At 36.3% G+C, this 16,757-nt stretch carries 14 protein-coding genes; 1 reads left to right on the top strand and 13 read right to left on the bottom strand.

Translation table 11 applies throughout. The features are described 5' to 3' along the window. Nucleotides 1-8 precede the first annotated feature (8 nt). The 10 genes from IPU53_RS09405 to IPU53_RS09360 all read right to left on the bottom strand — a co-directional run bounded on the left by IPU53_RS09405 (nucleotide 9) and on the right by IPU53_RS09360 (nucleotide 10,881). On the bottom strand, nucleotides 9-875 hold the full coding sequence (locus tag IPU53_RS09405) for a class II fructose-bisphosphate aldolase (protein WP_207450131.1): 867 nt from the start codon (nucleotides 873-875) through the stop codon (nucleotides 9-11). A gap of 12 nt (nucleotides 876-887) precedes the next feature. Next, nucleotides 888-1,883 carry a 5-dehydro-2-deoxygluconokinase gene (iolC, locus tag IPU53_RS09400; protein ID WP_207450130.1) on the bottom strand — a complete coding sequence of 332 codons (996 nt, stop codon included), beginning with the start codon at nucleotides 1,881-1,883 and terminating at the stop codon, nucleotides 888-890. A 22-nt stretch (nucleotides 1,884-1,905) separates the two neighbouring features. Then, nucleotides 1,906-2,721 carry a 5-deoxy-glucuronate isomerase gene (iolB, locus tag IPU53_RS09395; protein WP_207450129.1) on the bottom strand — a complete coding sequence of 272 codons (816 nt, stop codon included), beginning with the start codon at nucleotides 2,719-2,721 and terminating at the stop codon, nucleotides 1,906-1,908. Nucleotides 2,722-2,761: 40 nt separating this feature from the next. Beyond that, on the bottom strand, nucleotides 2,762-3,787 hold the full coding sequence (gene iolG, locus IPU53_RS09390) for an inositol 2-dehydrogenase (RefSeq protein ID WP_207450127.1): 1,026 nt from the start codon (nucleotides 3,785-3,787) through the stop codon (nucleotides 2,762-2,764). A gap of 188 nt (nucleotides 3,788-3,975) precedes the next feature. After that, nucleotides 3,976-4,536 carry an HAD family hydrolase gene (locus tag IPU53_RS09385; RefSeq protein WP_207450125.1) on the bottom strand — a complete coding sequence of 187 codons (561 nt, stop codon included), beginning with the start codon at nucleotides 4,534-4,536 and terminating at the stop codon, nucleotides 3,976-3,978. Continuing rightward, nucleotides 4,517-5,548 carry an ABC transporter ATP-binding protein gene (locus IPU53_RS09380; RefSeq protein WP_207450123.1) on the bottom strand — a complete coding sequence of 344 codons (1,032 nt, stop codon included), beginning with the start codon at nucleotides 5,546-5,548 and terminating at the stop codon, nucleotides 4,517-4,519. The genes IPU53_RS09385 and IPU53_RS09380 overlap by 20 nt, the downstream gene beginning before the upstream one ends. Beyond that, entirely contained in the window at nucleotides 5,541-6,593 is a 1,053-nt protein-coding gene (locus IPU53_RS09375) for an ABC transporter ATP-binding protein (protein ID WP_207450121.1), read from the bottom strand. Before IPU53_RS09375 ends, IPU53_RS09380 begins: the two co-directional genes overlap by 8 nt. Before the next feature lie 41 nt (nucleotides 6,594-6,634). Continuing rightward, nucleotides 6,635-7,819: an ABC transporter permease gene (locus tag IPU53_RS09370; RefSeq protein ID WP_207450119.1), complete on the bottom strand. Its 1,185-nt coding sequence runs from the start codon at nucleotides 7,817-7,819 to the stop codon at nucleotides 6,635-6,637. 3 nt (nucleotides 7,820-7,822) lie between these two features. Continuing rightward, a complete protein-coding gene (locus tag IPU53_RS09365) occupies nucleotides 7,823-8,821 on the bottom strand; it encodes an ABC transporter permease (RefSeq protein WP_207450117.1) in 999 nt (332 codons plus the stop codon). 77 nt (nucleotides 8,822-8,898) lie between these two features. Beyond that, on the bottom strand, nucleotides 8,899-10,881 hold the full coding sequence (locus IPU53_RS09360; protein WP_242698183.1) for an ABC transporter substrate-binding protein: 1,983 nt from the start codon (nucleotides 10,879-10,881) through the stop codon (nucleotides 8,899-8,901). Nucleotides 10,882-11,913: 1,032 nt separating this feature from the next. Between IPU53_RS09360 and IPU53_RS09355 the strand changes: the two genes are divergently transcribed. Then, nucleotides 11,914-12,081: a hypothetical protein gene (locus IPU53_RS09355; RefSeq protein WP_207450115.1), complete on the top strand. Its 168-nt coding sequence runs from the start codon at nucleotides 11,914-11,916 to the stop codon at nucleotides 12,079-12,081. A 24-nt stretch (nucleotides 12,082-12,105) separates the two neighbouring features. Here IPU53_RS09355 and IPU53_RS09350 read toward each other — a convergent pair whose 3' ends face one another. The 3 genes from IPU53_RS09350 to IPU53_RS09340 all read right to left on the bottom strand — a co-directional run bounded on the left by IPU53_RS09350 (nucleotide 12,106) and on the right by IPU53_RS09340 (nucleotide 16,746). Beyond that, nucleotides 12,106-12,375, bottom strand: a complete 270-nt coding sequence (locus IPU53_RS09350) for a hypothetical protein (protein ID WP_207450113.1) — start codon at nucleotides 12,373-12,375, stop codon at nucleotides 12,106-12,108. Nucleotides 12,376-13,288: 913 nt separating this feature from the next. Further along, on the bottom strand, nucleotides 13,289-14,899 hold the full coding sequence (locus IPU53_RS09345) for a response regulator (RefSeq protein WP_207450111.1): 1,611 nt from the start codon (nucleotides 14,897-14,899) through the stop codon (nucleotides 13,289-13,291). Between the two features lie 32 nt (nucleotides 14,900-14,931). After that, nucleotides 14,932-16,746, bottom strand: a complete 1,815-nt coding sequence (locus IPU53_RS09340) for a cache domain-containing sensor histidine kinase (RefSeq protein ID WP_207450109.1) — start codon at nucleotides 16,744-16,746, stop codon at nucleotides 14,932-14,934. Nucleotides 16,747-16,757: the final 11 nt, after the last annotated feature.

Raw genomic sequence — 16,757 nt, 5'->3', positions numbered from 1 at the left:
ATTGCCTCCTATTTATTTTTAAACACCAATTTATCAGAAAAATAGTTTTCTAAGTTTAATAATCTCATCTTTTTTAATGCCTCTTGCTTAACCGCTTCGATTGGTGCTTCGAACAACTTAAGCCTGTCAAATGTATCTGGATTTGTTAACATTTCATACTTCAGTGTTTTCCCAAAAGCCATCCGAATTGCTGTTCCGATATTGACTTTTCCAAATTGTGTATATGGAAGCTTACGCAATTCATCATCCGGAATGCCAGTCGAACCATGCATCACCAATGGAACATTTACGAGCGACTCAATTTGTTCAATTCGATCAAATTGTAACGATGCCACCTGCTGTTCCATTCGGTGAACTGTTCCAACCGCAACTGCTAATGCATCCACATTCGTTTGCTTTGCAAAAGCTGCTGCCTCTTCAGGATCTGTCAACGCACCATTCATTCCAGCTTTATCACTATACCCAACCGTGCCAATTTCGGCTTCAACCGGAATGCCAAACCCATGCGCTAACTCAACAATTTTTTTGGTATTTCTAACATTTTCTTCAAATGGTAGTAACGATCCATCGTACATCACCGAACTGTATCCAACTTCGATCGCTTGAGCAACAGTCTTATAATCTTTACCATGGTCTAAGTGAACAACGACTGGAACAGATGCTTCCTCAGCAAGACCTATCAACAGCTTTCCTAAAATAGTGATTGGCATAAACTCAATAGCTACTTTATTCGTCGCAAGAATCACTGGCGCATTAATCTCTTCAGCCGCAGCAATCACTGCTATTGCATCTTCATACCCAAATACATTGAATGCAGGAATCGCATAATCATGTGTTAACGTATCTTTTAATACCTCATTAAGCTTTGCTAACAATCCTCTCCCTCCTTAGTCTCTCTCTGCCGATTTTATGAAATCTTCAATTTCACTTACAGTCGGCATCGCATCGGAACAGCTGTGCTTAGAAATAACAATTGCTGCCGAGGCACTTCCAAATTCCATTGCTCTTGGAATATCCCAATAGTTCATTAATCCGTAAATAAATGCAGATGCATAAGAGTCACCAGCACCAAATGTCTTTAGCACCTTCGTTTTAAATGTCCCACCTATATGCTTTGACCCATCTTTAGAATAGGTAATCGAACCAGCACCCCCGTGTTTAATTACAACAATTTCCGCTTGGTAATTAAACCATTTTTGTGCAGTCAGATGGTCATCAGAGTTGTTATCGGATTCAAATTGCTCCATCATATCAAACTCTTCGCGTGTACCGATGATAACATCACTTTTTTCCGCTACTAAATTATAATAGGTTGCTGTCTCTTTATCCGAAGCCCATGTATACGGACGATAATCGAGATCAAAAACAACAACTACATCATGTTTTCTTGAATAATCTAATGCTAAAAATACCGCTTCCCTCGAAGGGCTAGCAGCGAGTGCTGTACCGGAAACTAGCAGCACTTTCGATTGTTTAATGAAGTCTTCGGATACATCGTCAGTCGTTAATTTTAAATCAGCCACATTGTCTCGATACATTAGTATACTGCACTCTTCCGGACTTATAATCTCTGTAAATGCAAGTCCTGTCACAGCCCCTGTGTTATCAATCGCAATATTGGATGTATCAATATTGTCATCCTCAAGGTAGTTCGTAATAAATTTTCCCATTTGATCATTTGATACTTTTCCGATAAAACCAGTTTTTAATCCTAATCTTGAAGCACCAATCGTAATGTTTACCGGAGAGCCACCAACATATTTGGTAAATGACATTGTTTCCTCCATTGGACGATTAAATTCATTGGCATTCAAATCAATGCAAAGCCTACCAATACCGATTAGATCTATCGGTTTTCCTTTTTTAAAATTTAATTGATACATGGTTTACCTCCTTGTATAATGATTACTTTTTCATGACTCCCTGAAATAGCCACTCATGAGCGGGTTCATTATGAAACTTCCACGTACGCACAGGGCCAGCCATTACATTCAAATAATACGATTCATAACCAGGTACACAGGAGACCGGATGATATCCTTCTGGAACGAGTACGACATTGCGATTCTCTATGCTCATCGTTTCGTTTAAGCTGCGGTCATCATTATATACACGTTGAAATACAAAACCTTGATCTGGATTCACTTCATGATAATACGTCTCTTCCAAATAAGATTCATGCGGCAAATTGTTTTGATCGTGTTTATGTGGTGGATAACTGGATGTATTGCCATCAGGAGTATACACTTCAACGACGAGTAAACTATCCGCTGCCTTTTCCTCTGGTAAAATATTATGGATTTTTCTCGACATCTTCCCATGACCACGGTCTTCCACACCAATATCATCCGGTGAAATGAATCGAGTTTTGTGGTTGCCTTTTCCCGGTGCTGTACAAACAGCTAACTCTAGATCAGTATTGGCGGTTACAAAAAAATTGTCACCAGCTGCAACATAAATAGAGTATGGTGGAATCTTTTCAAACACACTCATTCGTTTCCCGATATCTTCAAATGTTTTTTCAGAAGTTTTTACTGTAGCTTTTCCAGATAAAAGAACTAAACACGCTTCCTTGTCAAAGGTTTTTTTTGAAAGGGTTTCTCCCTTTTTTAACGAATACACTTCAAAACCAACGTATTCCCATCCTGCTGATTCTGGGGTGACAGAAAGAATCTTTCCTTCTTGATCTCTTTGTGTTGGTTTAACAATTAATTTTGACATCGAATACCTCCTAAGTGATATTTGTAGTACACTTTAACGCTTACACTTGTAATTCCTTAAATAGATTTGCTAATTCTACGGTTCTATTTTCCTTCCAAGAAATTCTTGCTGCAGTTGCTAGCAATTGGGCTTTAAATCCATCGTCAATAGTAGATAGGATAGGTACATCCTCAAGAACAGCTGCTACAAAAGAATTAATTTCTTCGATAAATGCATCATTGTATCTCTCAAGAAAGAAATATTTAGGGTTATCAGAAACAACCGCCTCTTTTGTGCTAATCGTGACATTCGTAGGTTTCTCGTTTCCAACGGTCACCACGCCCTTACTACCAAAAACTTCAATTCGTTGGTCATATCCATAGGCAGCTTGCCTGCTATTATCAATAACACCTAGTGATCCATCCTCAAACGTTACTGTGATCACAGCTGTATCTACATCATCATTTCTTACAAATTTTTCATCAATCAGTGAAGAAGCTTTTACCGTAATATCCTTTATTTCTTTTGCAGCTAAATAGCGAATCATATCAAAGTCATGAATCGTCATGTCCATAAACATGCCGCCTGATTTTTTAATGTAGCTTTCTGGAGGTGTTTCTGGATCACGAGAAGTAATTTTAATCAGATGGGCATTACCAATCTTCCCATTACGCACAGCTTCACATGCAGTTTTGTAGTGCTTATCATACCGCCTGTTAAAGCCAATCTGGAATTTAACTCCAGAAGCTTTTACTACTTCTAATGTCTCTTTTGTTTCCTCCACATTCATACTTATCGGCTTTTCACAGAAAATATGTTTTTTCGAGCGAGCCGCTTTTTTAATAAAATCAACATGAGTGTCTGTACTTGAGCAAATAAACACAGCATCTATTTCAGGATCATTAAAAATATCCTCCGGATTTTGTGTAATGATTGGAACATCCTGTGCAAAATTACTTTCGCTTAGATGGTCAATATAAAGGTCAGCTATCGCTTTTAATACTATCTTGTTAGATTTTAAAGCATTTGTTACATGCAATTGCCCGATTCTTCCTGCCCCAATAATACCTATCGTTAATTTTTTCACAGCCATTCTCCTTAGAGGTTAGTTTGATACAAAGCGCTTACTATTGTGTTTTCAACGTTAAATAACAATCCTCCCTCTAAAATAATCGTGTTTTAGGGTAAGCGCTTAAGTATCAACTCATCATTATGTGTGAAGTAAAACTGTCTTCTTTATAGTAGTTTAACATATTAAAGATTATTTAATTATATTCATTGATTTATAGTTAATTGCTGATTGATATGATCTACTAAGTCAATCAACTCTATTGGTTCACTGATTGTATAATCTGGCACTTCATCTTCGTGAGTTGGTTGCTTGGGATATCGAGTTGTCCAATTTAAATGAACACTTGTTAATCCCATTTGGTTAGCACCTGCAATATCTCGGCTCAAATTATTACCTACCATCACAATACGGTAGCGGTCTTTTTCACTAAGATCTAATGCTCCAATTGCCGCTTTAAACATTCGAGTACTTGGTTTATCCGCTTTGATCGTTTCTGAATAAATCATCGTGGTAAAATAATCGTATAGCCCATTCTGGGTTAGTATATTTTTAAATGATTGCGCAAGCCCATCAGCTACAATAGCAAGGGTATACCCTTGCTCAGCAAGCGTCTTGACCATTGTATCTGCCCCAGGTATCAGATTTGCTTCTATCACCACCCCCTGGTCATCACGGATTTCCGTGCCCTCATCAATTAACGTATCCCCGCAATCTAAAAATACTATTAACTTCTTATTATTTTCGTTATTGAGCTTTTGATCCATAGTCTACACCTTTCAATTGTAAATTTTCAGCATAGTGGCATGCTACAAAATGTCTTCTACCCTTACCTATCGCCTTTATTTCTGGAACTTCAGTCATACACTTTTCTGTTGCGTATGGACATCTTGGATGGAATTCACACCCGCTCGGCGGGTTTCCAGGGTTTGGTACTTCACCTTCTAAAATGATTCTATCTTTCTTAACATTTGGATCTGGCTTCGGTACAGCCGATAATAGTGCCTCTGTATAAGGATGCTTGGGGTTGTCGAAAATGGAATCAACCGATGCAAGCTCAACGATTCTTCCTAAGTGCATAACAGCAACCCTATCAGATATTGTTTGAACTACCGATAAATCGTGTGAAATAAAGATATACGTAATTCTAAATTCCTTTTGCAGATCACTAAGCAGATTAATAATCTGTGCCTGAATTGATACATCAAGTGCTGACACCGCTTCATCACAAACAATGATCCTCGGTTGAGTAATTAATGCACGAGCTATCGCTATCCGTTGTCTTTGCCCACCGGAGAAAGCATGTGGATAACGTTTAAGCAATGTTGGATTAAGTCCCACCTTTTTGACAATTTCTGCAACACGTTTCTCTATTTCCTTCTTTCCCACATCAAAATTGGTAATCAGCGGCTCTGAGATAATATCAAAAACAGTCATCCTAGGATTTAGTGACGAATATGGATCTTGGAAAATCATTTGGAGATCTTTCCGATATTTCTTATAGTCTACTTTTGCTAAATGTAAATAATCGACTTCTTTCCCATCTTCCGTTCGATAGATAACCTCACCAGAGGTTGCATCCATGCCTTTTAAAACACATCTACCTAGCGTCGTTTTTCCAGAACCAGACTCACCAACGATACTTAACGTTTCACCTTCTAATAAGTCAAAGGATATATCTTTTAAAATCTTAATGGGTATCGCTCTACTAAATAGTTTAGTAGATTTAGCTTTAAATTCTTTATTTAACCCTTTCACATTCAAAATACGCTCAGGCATTTTTCTTTTCCTCCCCCTCCTCTGTGTAAAGAAAACATCTTACGGTATGATCTTGAGATACTGTTGTATTTGGTACCGCATTTACATCACAAACTCCAGGCATTCGATGTTTGCAACGGTCGTAAAATCCACATTTATTCTGCATATTGATTGCAAGTGGCACTGTCCCTTCGATGGGCTCAAGGCGCTTTTTGTTATGCCCTAATTTTGGCATCGAATTGATTAAGCCTTGGGTATAAGGGTGTTTTGGATTATTAAAAATCTCCTTTACCGATGCTTTTTCAACAATTTTACCCAAATACATCACTGCTACTTCATCACACATTTCGGCAATAACCCCTAAATCATGAGTCACAAGCAGAATAGCCATACTAAATTCATCTTGCAAATCCTTCATAAGCTCCATTACTTGTGCTTGGATGGTAACATCTAATGCAGTAGTTGGCTCATCTGCAATAAGCAATTCCGGATTACAAGATAATGCCATTGCTATCATTACACGTTGACGCATACCACCAGAGAATTCATGTGGATATTGATTAAATCGTTTTTCTTCGTCAGATATCCCTACTTTACTTAACATTTCTAGCGCAATTTGCTTTGCTTCATTTTTATCTTTCGTACGGTGTAGCAAAATTATTTCAACAATTTGATTCCCAACGGTATACAATGGTGAAAGGGCTGTCATCGGTTCTTGAAAAATCATCGATATTTTTTTCCCTCGAATCGAACGAAACTTTTTTCTAGTTGGATTTAAATCCAAAATATTTATATTTTTCATTTTCTTATCTACAGTAGAATTATATAAAATTTCACCTGTCGTTTCGCATTCTTTCGGGTTAAGCCCCATGATCGCTCTACTAGTTAAACTTTTTCCACAACCAGATTCTCCTACTAGGCCGAGTGTTTTTCCCTTCTCAATAGTAAAGTCAACCCCATCGACTGCATTCAGAACTGCATTATCCACCTGAATATTAATTTTAAGGTTATCAACGGAAAGAATAGTTTTTTCCTCTGGTTGCGGTTTTGAAGTTTTTACATTCATAATATCTCCTCACTCTAATTTAATATATCAACCAAAAATGTCTAGCTTTTGTATGGATCGGCGGCATCACGCAAACCATCTCCAAAGAAGTTAAAGCATAAGACTGCAAAGACAACAAAAAGTAGTGGAATTAGCTTCCATGGATAAAGCGCAACATTATCAATTTGCTGTGCTTCTTGAAGTAACACTCCCCAACTTGTTGCTGGTGAGCGAATACCAAGACCTAAAAAGCTCATTGCTGTTTCCGCAAGTATCATTCCAGGTATGGCTAACGTAATTGAGACAATCAAGTAACTAACAATTCCTGGTACGAGATGTTTCGAAATAATTTTCGGTGTACTAACACCTGCAATTCTAGCCGCTAGGACATATTCTTCATTTTTCAATGACATAAACTGTCCACGTACAACCCGCGCTAAATCTGTCCACTCAATAAACGAAATAATAATCACAATATAGAGATACATCATAACCACATCTATGCCCGCTGGAATTGCGGCAGATAAAGCCATCCATAAAGGTAAAGTTGGGAAAGAACGAAAGATTTCTATGATACGTTGAATAATCGCATCAATCCAACCACCGAAGTAGCCAGAAATACCCCCAAGAATCAAACCAATGATTAAACTTATGGCTACCCCAGCTAGTGGGATACTTAAAGATACGCGACTTCCTACCACAATACGGGAAAATAAGTCTCTACCCATCCCATCTGTACCTAAGACAAAATATTTACCAGGTTCTTCTACACCAAATAAATGTTTATTGGTTGGGAATAATCCAAGAAATTTATATTCTCTACCTTCTACAAAAAATTGGATTGGATACATCACGGTTCGATCTTCGACGAATATCTTTCTAAATGTGTCAGGATGTCGTGTACTTTCAATGCCATAGACAAATGGACGAAGGTGAAAATTACCTTCTGTATCAAAAAAGTGAATATTCATTGGTGGTGCATTTGCATAATCACTTTTATATTCTTGTAATCCCTGTGGTGCGATAAAATCGGCAAAAATAATGCCTATGTAAAACAAAACTAAGAGGAATAAACTAAAACGGGCTAACTTATGCCTCTTTAATTTCTTCCAAATCAAACTCCATTGTGAGTCATAGTAACCTTCTTTTTTTACCGTAGAATCAACGGACTCGTTTGTTTTAGAATCAACAGCATCATTGTCTTTCCGTTTATTAAATAATTTGTTTAATAAACGTAACTTTTTCATTCATTACCCTCCTCGTATCTCGGTTCGGATTCTTGGATCAAGCCATGCAAGTAATATATCCGAGATTAATGTACCGATAACAGTTAAAATAGCCATAAATAACAACCAAGTTCCTGCTAAATACATATCCTGACCCAAGAGTGCGTTGTACATAACCGGTCCCTGTATTGGTAAATTTAAAACGATCGCAGTTATAGTTGAACCTGTAAATATACTTGATAAGGTCCAGCCAAATGTACTAACAATCGGATTCATAGCTGCTCTAGTCGGATATTTAAATAAAATTTTCGTCTCAGATAAACCTTTCGATCGAGCTGTCACAACATTTGGCTTATTAATTTCATCAAGCATTTGTCCCCTCATAATACGGATTAACCCTGCTGTGCTTGCTGTCCCAATAACAATAACTGGAATCACCATATGCTTAGCTAAGTCCCAAACCTTTGCCCACGTCCATGGAGCATTTTCAAATTCATTCGAGAAAAGCCCTAATAGTGGATCACCAAAATTCACATATGAAACATACATCAGAATTATTGCTAATAAGAAGTTCGGTGTTGCCATACCAAGGAAGCCAATTGTGGAAGCGATGTAGTCACCGATTGAATATTGTCTGACCGCGGAATAAATACCAATCGGAATAGCAACCAAGTAGGTGAATGCCATCGTTACAAGAGACACAATTAATGTCAATACCATATAACGTCCAACAACGGTAGTGACAGGCTCGTTATAATTAAAAGAATGACCGAAGTCAAAGTCGACAATGATATCTCGCATCCACAACATATATTGGATAAACCAATGTTTATCTAAATTTAACCTGGCTCTCATATCAGCCATTTCTGCAGCAGTCATGTTCTCACCTTGTGCTGACATTTGTGCAGCATAGTGCGTGACATAATCTCCTGGTGGGAGCTGAATGATAAAGAAAACGATAATAGAAACTGCTATGAGAACCGGTGTTACTAACAAAATCCTTCTAAATATATACTTAAGCACCCTCTTTACCCTCTTTTCATTTAGGATTGTAATAAGTCAGTAGGGATAAATATCCCCACTAACTTCTGATCCGTGATTTATTCTTTAATAAAGAATTGTGCTGGATGACCATGGCCAAGTTCTCGGAATTCATCAGAGTGAGTAACACTCTCCGGAATATTCCGTAAACTATTTGCCGCAACGACTACGGCAGGCGTTCCACCTGCATAACCAATGATCCACTGATTTTTCATGTGGAGCTTATAAATTTCATTAGCCCAATGATTTGTATCTTCTTCTGTTGTAGAGGCTCTTAAATTATCCCAATATTCTAGTAACTTAGCAGCATCACCCTCAGGCTTTGTTCCTTCTTTACCTTTAGATGTAACATATAATCCATAATCCCCTTGCCATGGTGTTAGCACACGCAATGGTACAAGTAATTCTGGACGTAATATCACGTTGACTATGTTTCCACCTTCTGTAGAAATTTCTACCTGATTACTATATTTCAAATCTTGAAAGGTTCCTCCATCAACAAATTTTAAGTTGACTTTTAGGCCGACTTTTTCATACGCATCTTTTACCAATTCCAAAAAATCAGCATTAGCTTGATTTTGCTCTGTAATTGTAAGTGTTACAACCGAACCATCATCAAACAATCGGAAGCCTTGGGTATTCTTCTCTGTTATACCGATTTCGTCAAGCAATTGTTCGGCACGTTTTGGATTATATTCAGCCCATTGGTCCTTCCATCCTTCTTGATAACCAAATAACCCTTCAATAACGGCCGCCTGTACTGGTTCCGCAATACCATTTGTTACAATCTCTGTTATTTCTCGACGATCGACAGAAACGGAAAGTGCTTCCCTAAATCTGATATCCTGGAACAATTCACGCAGCTTATCATCTTGAACTGTTTGGTTCAACTGAATCGCAGCACTAGTAAGGCTAGCAGTCGGCCACATCAGTACACGGTAACCTGCTTTTTCTTCATTTTCCTTTAATACGGTAAAATCATTGACATTAAACCAACCTAAGTTAAAGTCTCCACCTAACATACCAAGTACACTTTGACTTGGATCTTGTATCTTACTAGCTACTAAATTATTAATGTAGGGAAGCTGATTACCTTCTGCATCTACTTTCCAGTAGTAAGGATTGCGTTTCATCACAAAGTCTTCATTGTGGGGGTCGTTACTTGCCACCCACGGTCGGAGCGTTGGAATTTCTTCATTAATCCAATAGTAATACCCTGTATCTACCAAGTATGTACCGACATCAGGGTATCCATGTTCTTTAGCTATCTCTAGAGCCTTTTCATCACCGACAAATTCCGGTAATATCGTTTCATGAAAATGTTTTGGAGCAAAAAACCATTTGTTATCGATTGCGACACGCTTTAAGAAATCCGGACTAGGAAAAGCATGTGTGACTTTGAATGAATTATCATCAATTTTAGTAACTTCAGCCATTTTCCTCTCGCCATTATCAGGATCAATTGTAAAATAGGCATCATATACTGATTTACCGAACGTTTCTTTTGTCAACATGTGCTCCCAATAGAACAACACATCATCTGCTGTAAAAGGTACACCGTCGGACCATTTCATCCCCTCCCTTAAATAGATAGTATATTCTGTTGCATCTTCATTAACGTCATAACCTTTAGCTACATTGGGCTCAACATCACTCCCGTCTTCATTAAAGCGAAACAGTGCTTCTTCAGTAATTTTACCAACGGCCCACTTGTCATCAGGGCCACCCCACGACATGGATATGTTTCCACCATAAGTACCTAATTCTTCATGTACGTCTTCAACCATAATATCTTCAGCAACCGGTATGCGTTCTTCTACTGGTGGCAGTTCTTCCGAATCAACAAGCTCTTTTAGTTCAGGTGCTTCTTTATATTCACTTATGTCCGCTGGGTCTGCAGGTGCGGCAGACTCGTTATTTGCTTCTTTATTTGTTTCGTTCTCTACATTCTTAGATGCCTCATCGACTCCTGCACTCATACATGCAGTTAGAAACAAGATAAGAAAAGCAAAGATAAGAAATATCTTCAACCTCTTTTTCAAACTAATCCTCCCCCTTAAAAGCAATCTTTTAACTCATTAGCGAACAAACGGTCACACCCCTCCTTTTATCAATTTTTATAAAAAAACAAATACATATGTCTACGAAAACATCTAATTATTGGGATAAAATGTATTTGTTTTAATTATCGTTTAATAGATTTCCAGTTAAGTAGGTAATCTCTATGTATATCAGGTGACTAATACTCCTAGGTAAATTCGAATTCTGAGGTGGACTATTCTGTCAGTGTGTGTGGAAAGATACCAAATAGTTAAACTATATTTAAGTGCAAAAATAAACTATGTATCCTTTTAGAGGTCTCTCTTAGTATGCGCTTTCATTACTAATAATAAATACTGAAGCAAACTCTATCCCTAAGCAACTGGTTAGGGTAAGCGTTTTCCCTATAATACATTCTTTCAATTATTAATGCAATATATTCTTTGAAAATTTTATATAATTGCCATGCATTTATATTTTGTCACTTCATTTAATACTAATCAATTATAGATACTTGGAAATCAAAATAAGCGTTGCCATTACAAGAATATCAGTGAATCTCAAGAGTTTTATTTTTACTTTCAAACTAACACTGTCAGTGTGAATTTGAACTGCGAAAGCTTATTTCTCTATCCATTTGAACTATTCATCCTCACATACATATCGAGATTTCCAGTTAAGCGTTTAACTCGTTTTCTATTTAAAAATTGTATTTTTTGTGTAAAAAGTTAGTGAGGAAAATCACCTTACTAACTTTTGGCCGTTATTTACCTCCGCACAGCAAGCTAGATTTATTTTCTTTTAGAGAACAATAAACTGCCTTCTTATATCACGTTAGAGTTTGTACAATCAGGGTCTAGTCGCGAGGAATTTGAGGAATGTTTGCTCAAGGTTTTCAGGTATTCTCTCTGGAATGTCTCAAGAAACCTCGAAGTTAGGAGGAGAGCTAACAGGAGGGGCGCAATGTTCTATAAAAGGATTAACCTAGCCAACCCTAATTGTCTCACTTATGCCACTCGCGATTAACAAAACAGATGCAGCAACGGCGAGTCCTTCTAAATCAACCCGTAATTGCTAAGTATCTTGATTTACTTGATCAAATGATTGATATACAAGGGGATATTGATGGAGAACATTTCGATGGTGGATGCTTCCCAGAGGCGCAAATGGCAGCCATGACGGTTGAGTTCGTACAAGCATAATAATAATCATCGTATTCAAAAGTGTTAGACAACAGTGACTATGATTAGATAAAAAATGCTACATCTTTTCTTGGGTATCCAAATTTTCTCTTGATATATGAAAAAGTAAAATTCATGATATGTTTTTTGCTTATGTAATTTCGAATGGCGGCGGAATGCATCCATGGAGTCATCAAAGGAATCAATCACAGCTATATCATCAACAATACGATAATGATTATCGGAATGTGCCTCAATTGCTTCAAACACAACCCATTGGTCTGGGGACACTTTTTTTACTTCTTCCCAAAGCATTTGAACTCCTCCTTCGCACATTTTTCTTACTATATATTCTACCAAACATAGCATGAATAGCTAATAAAACAAGACTACCATCAGTAGAGTTTTCTTTACCCCACTGATGGTTTGAGGGACTTATCGCGAGATCTTAAGGGGAAACTAGTAGTGCTGCTTTATTTTTTAAGTATCAGATTTGTTGGTATATTCACGTCCACTTACTACATGTCCCATCCTTTCCCCCTCCCTCATCTGCATTTAAAATGAGGATATCACAGAAGATAGTTTTCATAAAATCGAGAAAATGAGATTTTGAGACACCTTTATGGACGATCCTTTTATTTTAACAAGTTAGTATTTCATTTTAGCTGCAATGTAGAGGTCAAAACACCATTTTAGCTAATCCGAAAATTTAATTGATCGATTGTTTCATCTATTCCTTAAATTTTTAACCAAGGTGCAGTCTGCTCTCTTTGACTGTAAAGCTATTTGGAAACTTTCAACAGCCATCACCAATTGACCGCAACAGAATTTTTAGATATATTAATCACATCAATTTTTTAAACATTTAGATTATTCTCAAATTACGATCTAAAAGGAAGTTGCGGGTGGGGGTGAGAGATAAGGAAAAAGATAATAAAGTCAGTGGGGGATCTTGAACCTATGAAGGAGATTTCTTCTTCATAGGTTCAGAGTTATTTAGTGCATTCTGTTTTGTACTTTTCCACAATAACGGGGACGGTCTGACCTATCGCGTCCTCCTTTTTGCGCTATTAGCTGCAACGGCATTGATTTGAAAGCTAATGTTCCGCTAAAAACTAGTTCAAAAATAAATATAAAAAGAGAAGTGCTCCTAACACTTCTCCCGCAATATTAAGCCAAAACCTCTTTTCTTCGTTCTCGCTGTTTGATGCCCTTATATATACTCTTATTATTTTACAGCACTAGCCTTCTTAATTTCTCCTGGAGTGGTCCCCCAATATTTTCGGAATACTTTTGTAAAGTAGCTGACGTCATTGTATCCCAAAAAGCTCGCAGTGTCATAGACCCTTTCTCCTCTATTAAGTAACTCCTTTGCTCGCTTCATTTTTCGTTCTAATAAATATTTTGAAAAGGTACTTCCTGTTTCTTGTTTAAACAGACGGCTAAGATAAGATGGATTAATAAATAGCTTTTCTGCAACTGAGTTTAATGTTATCTCCTCTTCCAACTCTATACTTTTTTCAATTTGAGAAAGAGTAGATTTAATTAAATGATTGGGGTTAATGTTTCTCTGATATTCAGCATATTTTACAATGCGAATTATTATTTTGTTGGCCCAGTCTTTTATTTGCTGCTTAGATTTAAATTTCTCTGCTGCTGTTATAAGATAAAAAGATTCATCTTTAAGTACCTCACTTATTAACCAGCCTCTTTCATAAATAATATTGGTTAAAAAGTGATAAATAAATAAAATAAATTCCTTTACCTCTTTAAAAGAGGTAATTTGATGTAAATAACCATCAATAAAAGAATTAAATTGATTAGTCGCTTTGATTAACTCTCCCGAAATAATTAATGTTTCGATATGAGGATCAATCATAATGGTAGTTGCTTGGGTGTAATCTTGCTTCATCTTTTGGACAAATGGAATGATTGCATTCCGGCCATAAACAACCCTTTCTTGTAGTGCTTTCAATGCTTGTTGGTAACAACTGGGAAGATCTTTCGTCAGTTTTACAGTTTGACTCATTCCCACACTTACTGAAACCTGCAAATAATCTTGAATCCTCAGTAGTAATTCAGTTATTTTGTTAATAATTTCCTTTATGAACTCATCGTCTTCATTATCGTGATCGCAAGAAAATAAAATTATAGTTAAATGATTGGAGTCTCTAAAAAGCTCACATGAATATCCTTCTAAAAAATCCCGCGAAAAATAAAAAATGGAATATTGTTGTAATCTTATTTCAGAGCGCACCCTCTCTACATCAACCAAAGAATCAATATCCAAAGCCGCGATAATAAATTTTGGGTCCTCTGGCAAGTCTATCATCAATTCTTTTGCTTTTTGCTTAACTTCCCGGTCTTCAAAGCCTTCAAGAATCAACCTCTGTAAGAAAAGCTCTTGAAGATAAGGCAGATGCTCATTCCACTTTCTATTTAACACTACTTGTTTATGCTTCCTTTCCCATTCTAATTCCTTTTGTACAGCTGCCTCTTTCACTGACTCTAATATTTCTTTATCACCAGCTGGTTTCAAAAGGTACTTATAAACGCCCATATTTATAGCTTCTTGTGCATAATTAAAATCATCATGTCCAGTCAAAAAGATGATCTTTATGCTTGGATCTTTTTCTAAAACCAGCTTAGCAAGCGTTATCCCGTCTATTTCCGGCATTCGAATATCAAGTAAGATAATATCTACCTTTTTTTCTTCTGCGATCTTTAATGCTTCTAATCCGTTGGAAACTGCGCCGATTATTTCCATACTAATTTTTTTCCATGGTATATTATTTGTAATCCCATTCAAAAGTCGAATCTCATCTTCAACAATTAACAAATTCATTCAGAATCCTCCCTTGAAAATGAAAATCAATAAGGAACAGATCTATTAGGATGTGAGCTTCCGTTACGGAAATTCAAAAAAGGAATATATATGGTTACGACCGTCCCCTCATTTTCCTTACTATCTATAAATAAATCGCCTTGATCACCGTAAAAGAGTTTTAATCTTGATTTCACATTTCTTAACCCAAAAACATCTGGTTTAAATTCTTGGTAATTATTGAAGTTCTTTAACCTTTCGATCGTTATATGATTTAATTCATCAAGAATATAGCGCAAACGATCGATTCGTATCCCGATTCCATTGTCAATAATGTCAACCTTTAACCTATCTTCAACTATACTTGTTTCAATCGTAAGAATTCCTTTACTCTTCCTACGTTCCAATCCATGTAAAATGGCATTTTCGATTAATGGTTGTAATAATAGTTTTATTACCGGGATATATTTCGTATTTTCTGCTATTTTATAATCTACTTCAAAATGATCCATAAACCTTATTTGCTGGATTCGAATATAGTAATGTAAATGTTTAATCTCCTCTTCAAGCGATACTGTTTCATCTGCTTTCATTAAATTCAGTCGAAAAAATTTTGATAAATTAAAGACCATTTCACTAATTTCTTCTGCATTATGATCTTTGGCCATCCAATATACAGAATCTAAAGTATTATATAAAAAGTGAGGATTGATTTGGGACTGGAGAAATTTCAATTCCGTTTTTGTCATCCTCAGCTGTTTCTCATAAATATCTTTAATTAAGTGTTTCTGTTCAAGCGCCATTTGATTAAAGGCTGTCGTTAAATATCCAAATTCATCTTTTCTACCTTCCTTCAACTGGATATTTAATTCTCCCTGTTTAAGCCTTTTCATCCCTTGAGATAGGTTCCCCAATGGAGAAGCAATCGTCTTATAGACTAACCAAGAAGTCCAGATTGCCAACAAAAAACTTAAACTAATAATAAAGATTGTAAAAAGTGAGATCGTATCTAATTCTTTATAAAATTCATCCTTCGGTTGTATCATGACTAGATTCCAATGGGAATAAGGAGAGCTCACATCAATTTTGAAAAAATCCCCCTCTTGTATATGCTGTAATTCTGTTTCAGTTTGAATCTTATTATTTTTAACTGTAGTAGAAAGTAATTTCCCTTCATTAGAAAAAAGATAAAACTGGGTATGATTGGAAGCTGCAAACTCATTTGCAAAATGTAAGAACTTACTTTGAGGTACTGATATGGCCAATATATTATTGTTTTTCACAGGATTATTAATATCAAGTAATCTCATAAAAATTAAATCATCCGGATCAAATATTGAATTTGAATGCTCTTCCTCTGTCCTTGGAAGAATGACCAAAACGGTTTGACCATTTGCTTCCATTGTTTGCTGAAACCAGGATTCTTGTTCAATATTTAAACCTCTTTTACCTCCATATTCAGAAGACAACATTGTTTTCGAGGAAGTATGGAATATGGATATATTTGAAATATAATTATTGGCATCGGAGAATTTTGTCACCTTATCCAGGATTTGTTTAAGATCAAGGATAGATGCTGGTGTTAACTCACTAGTTGTTTGATTCAACAAATGATTAATCGTTTGATCCGTGCTAATAAGTACAGATAATTCATCTATATTTTGCATGATCATATCGATATACTCTACTTCTGAATGCATGACACTTGTTGCTTGTTTGCTTAATTGTTGCTTTAAAACTTTATAAGATTGAATATTCGAATATACACTAATAAAAATAAGTGGAGCTAGAGTTAATAGAAAGTAAACAGTAAGCTTTAATTGGATTGATGTTTTAAAACTACTATTTAGTCGCTTCCACATTCCCTATCCCC

The sequence above is a fragment of the Bacillus sp. SD088 genome (genome assembly GCF_017355205.1).
Classification (GTDB): Bacteria; Bacillota; Bacilli; order Bacillales; family Bacillaceae_C; genus Lederbergia.
This window is presented reverse-complemented; position numbering and strand designations above follow the sequence as displayed.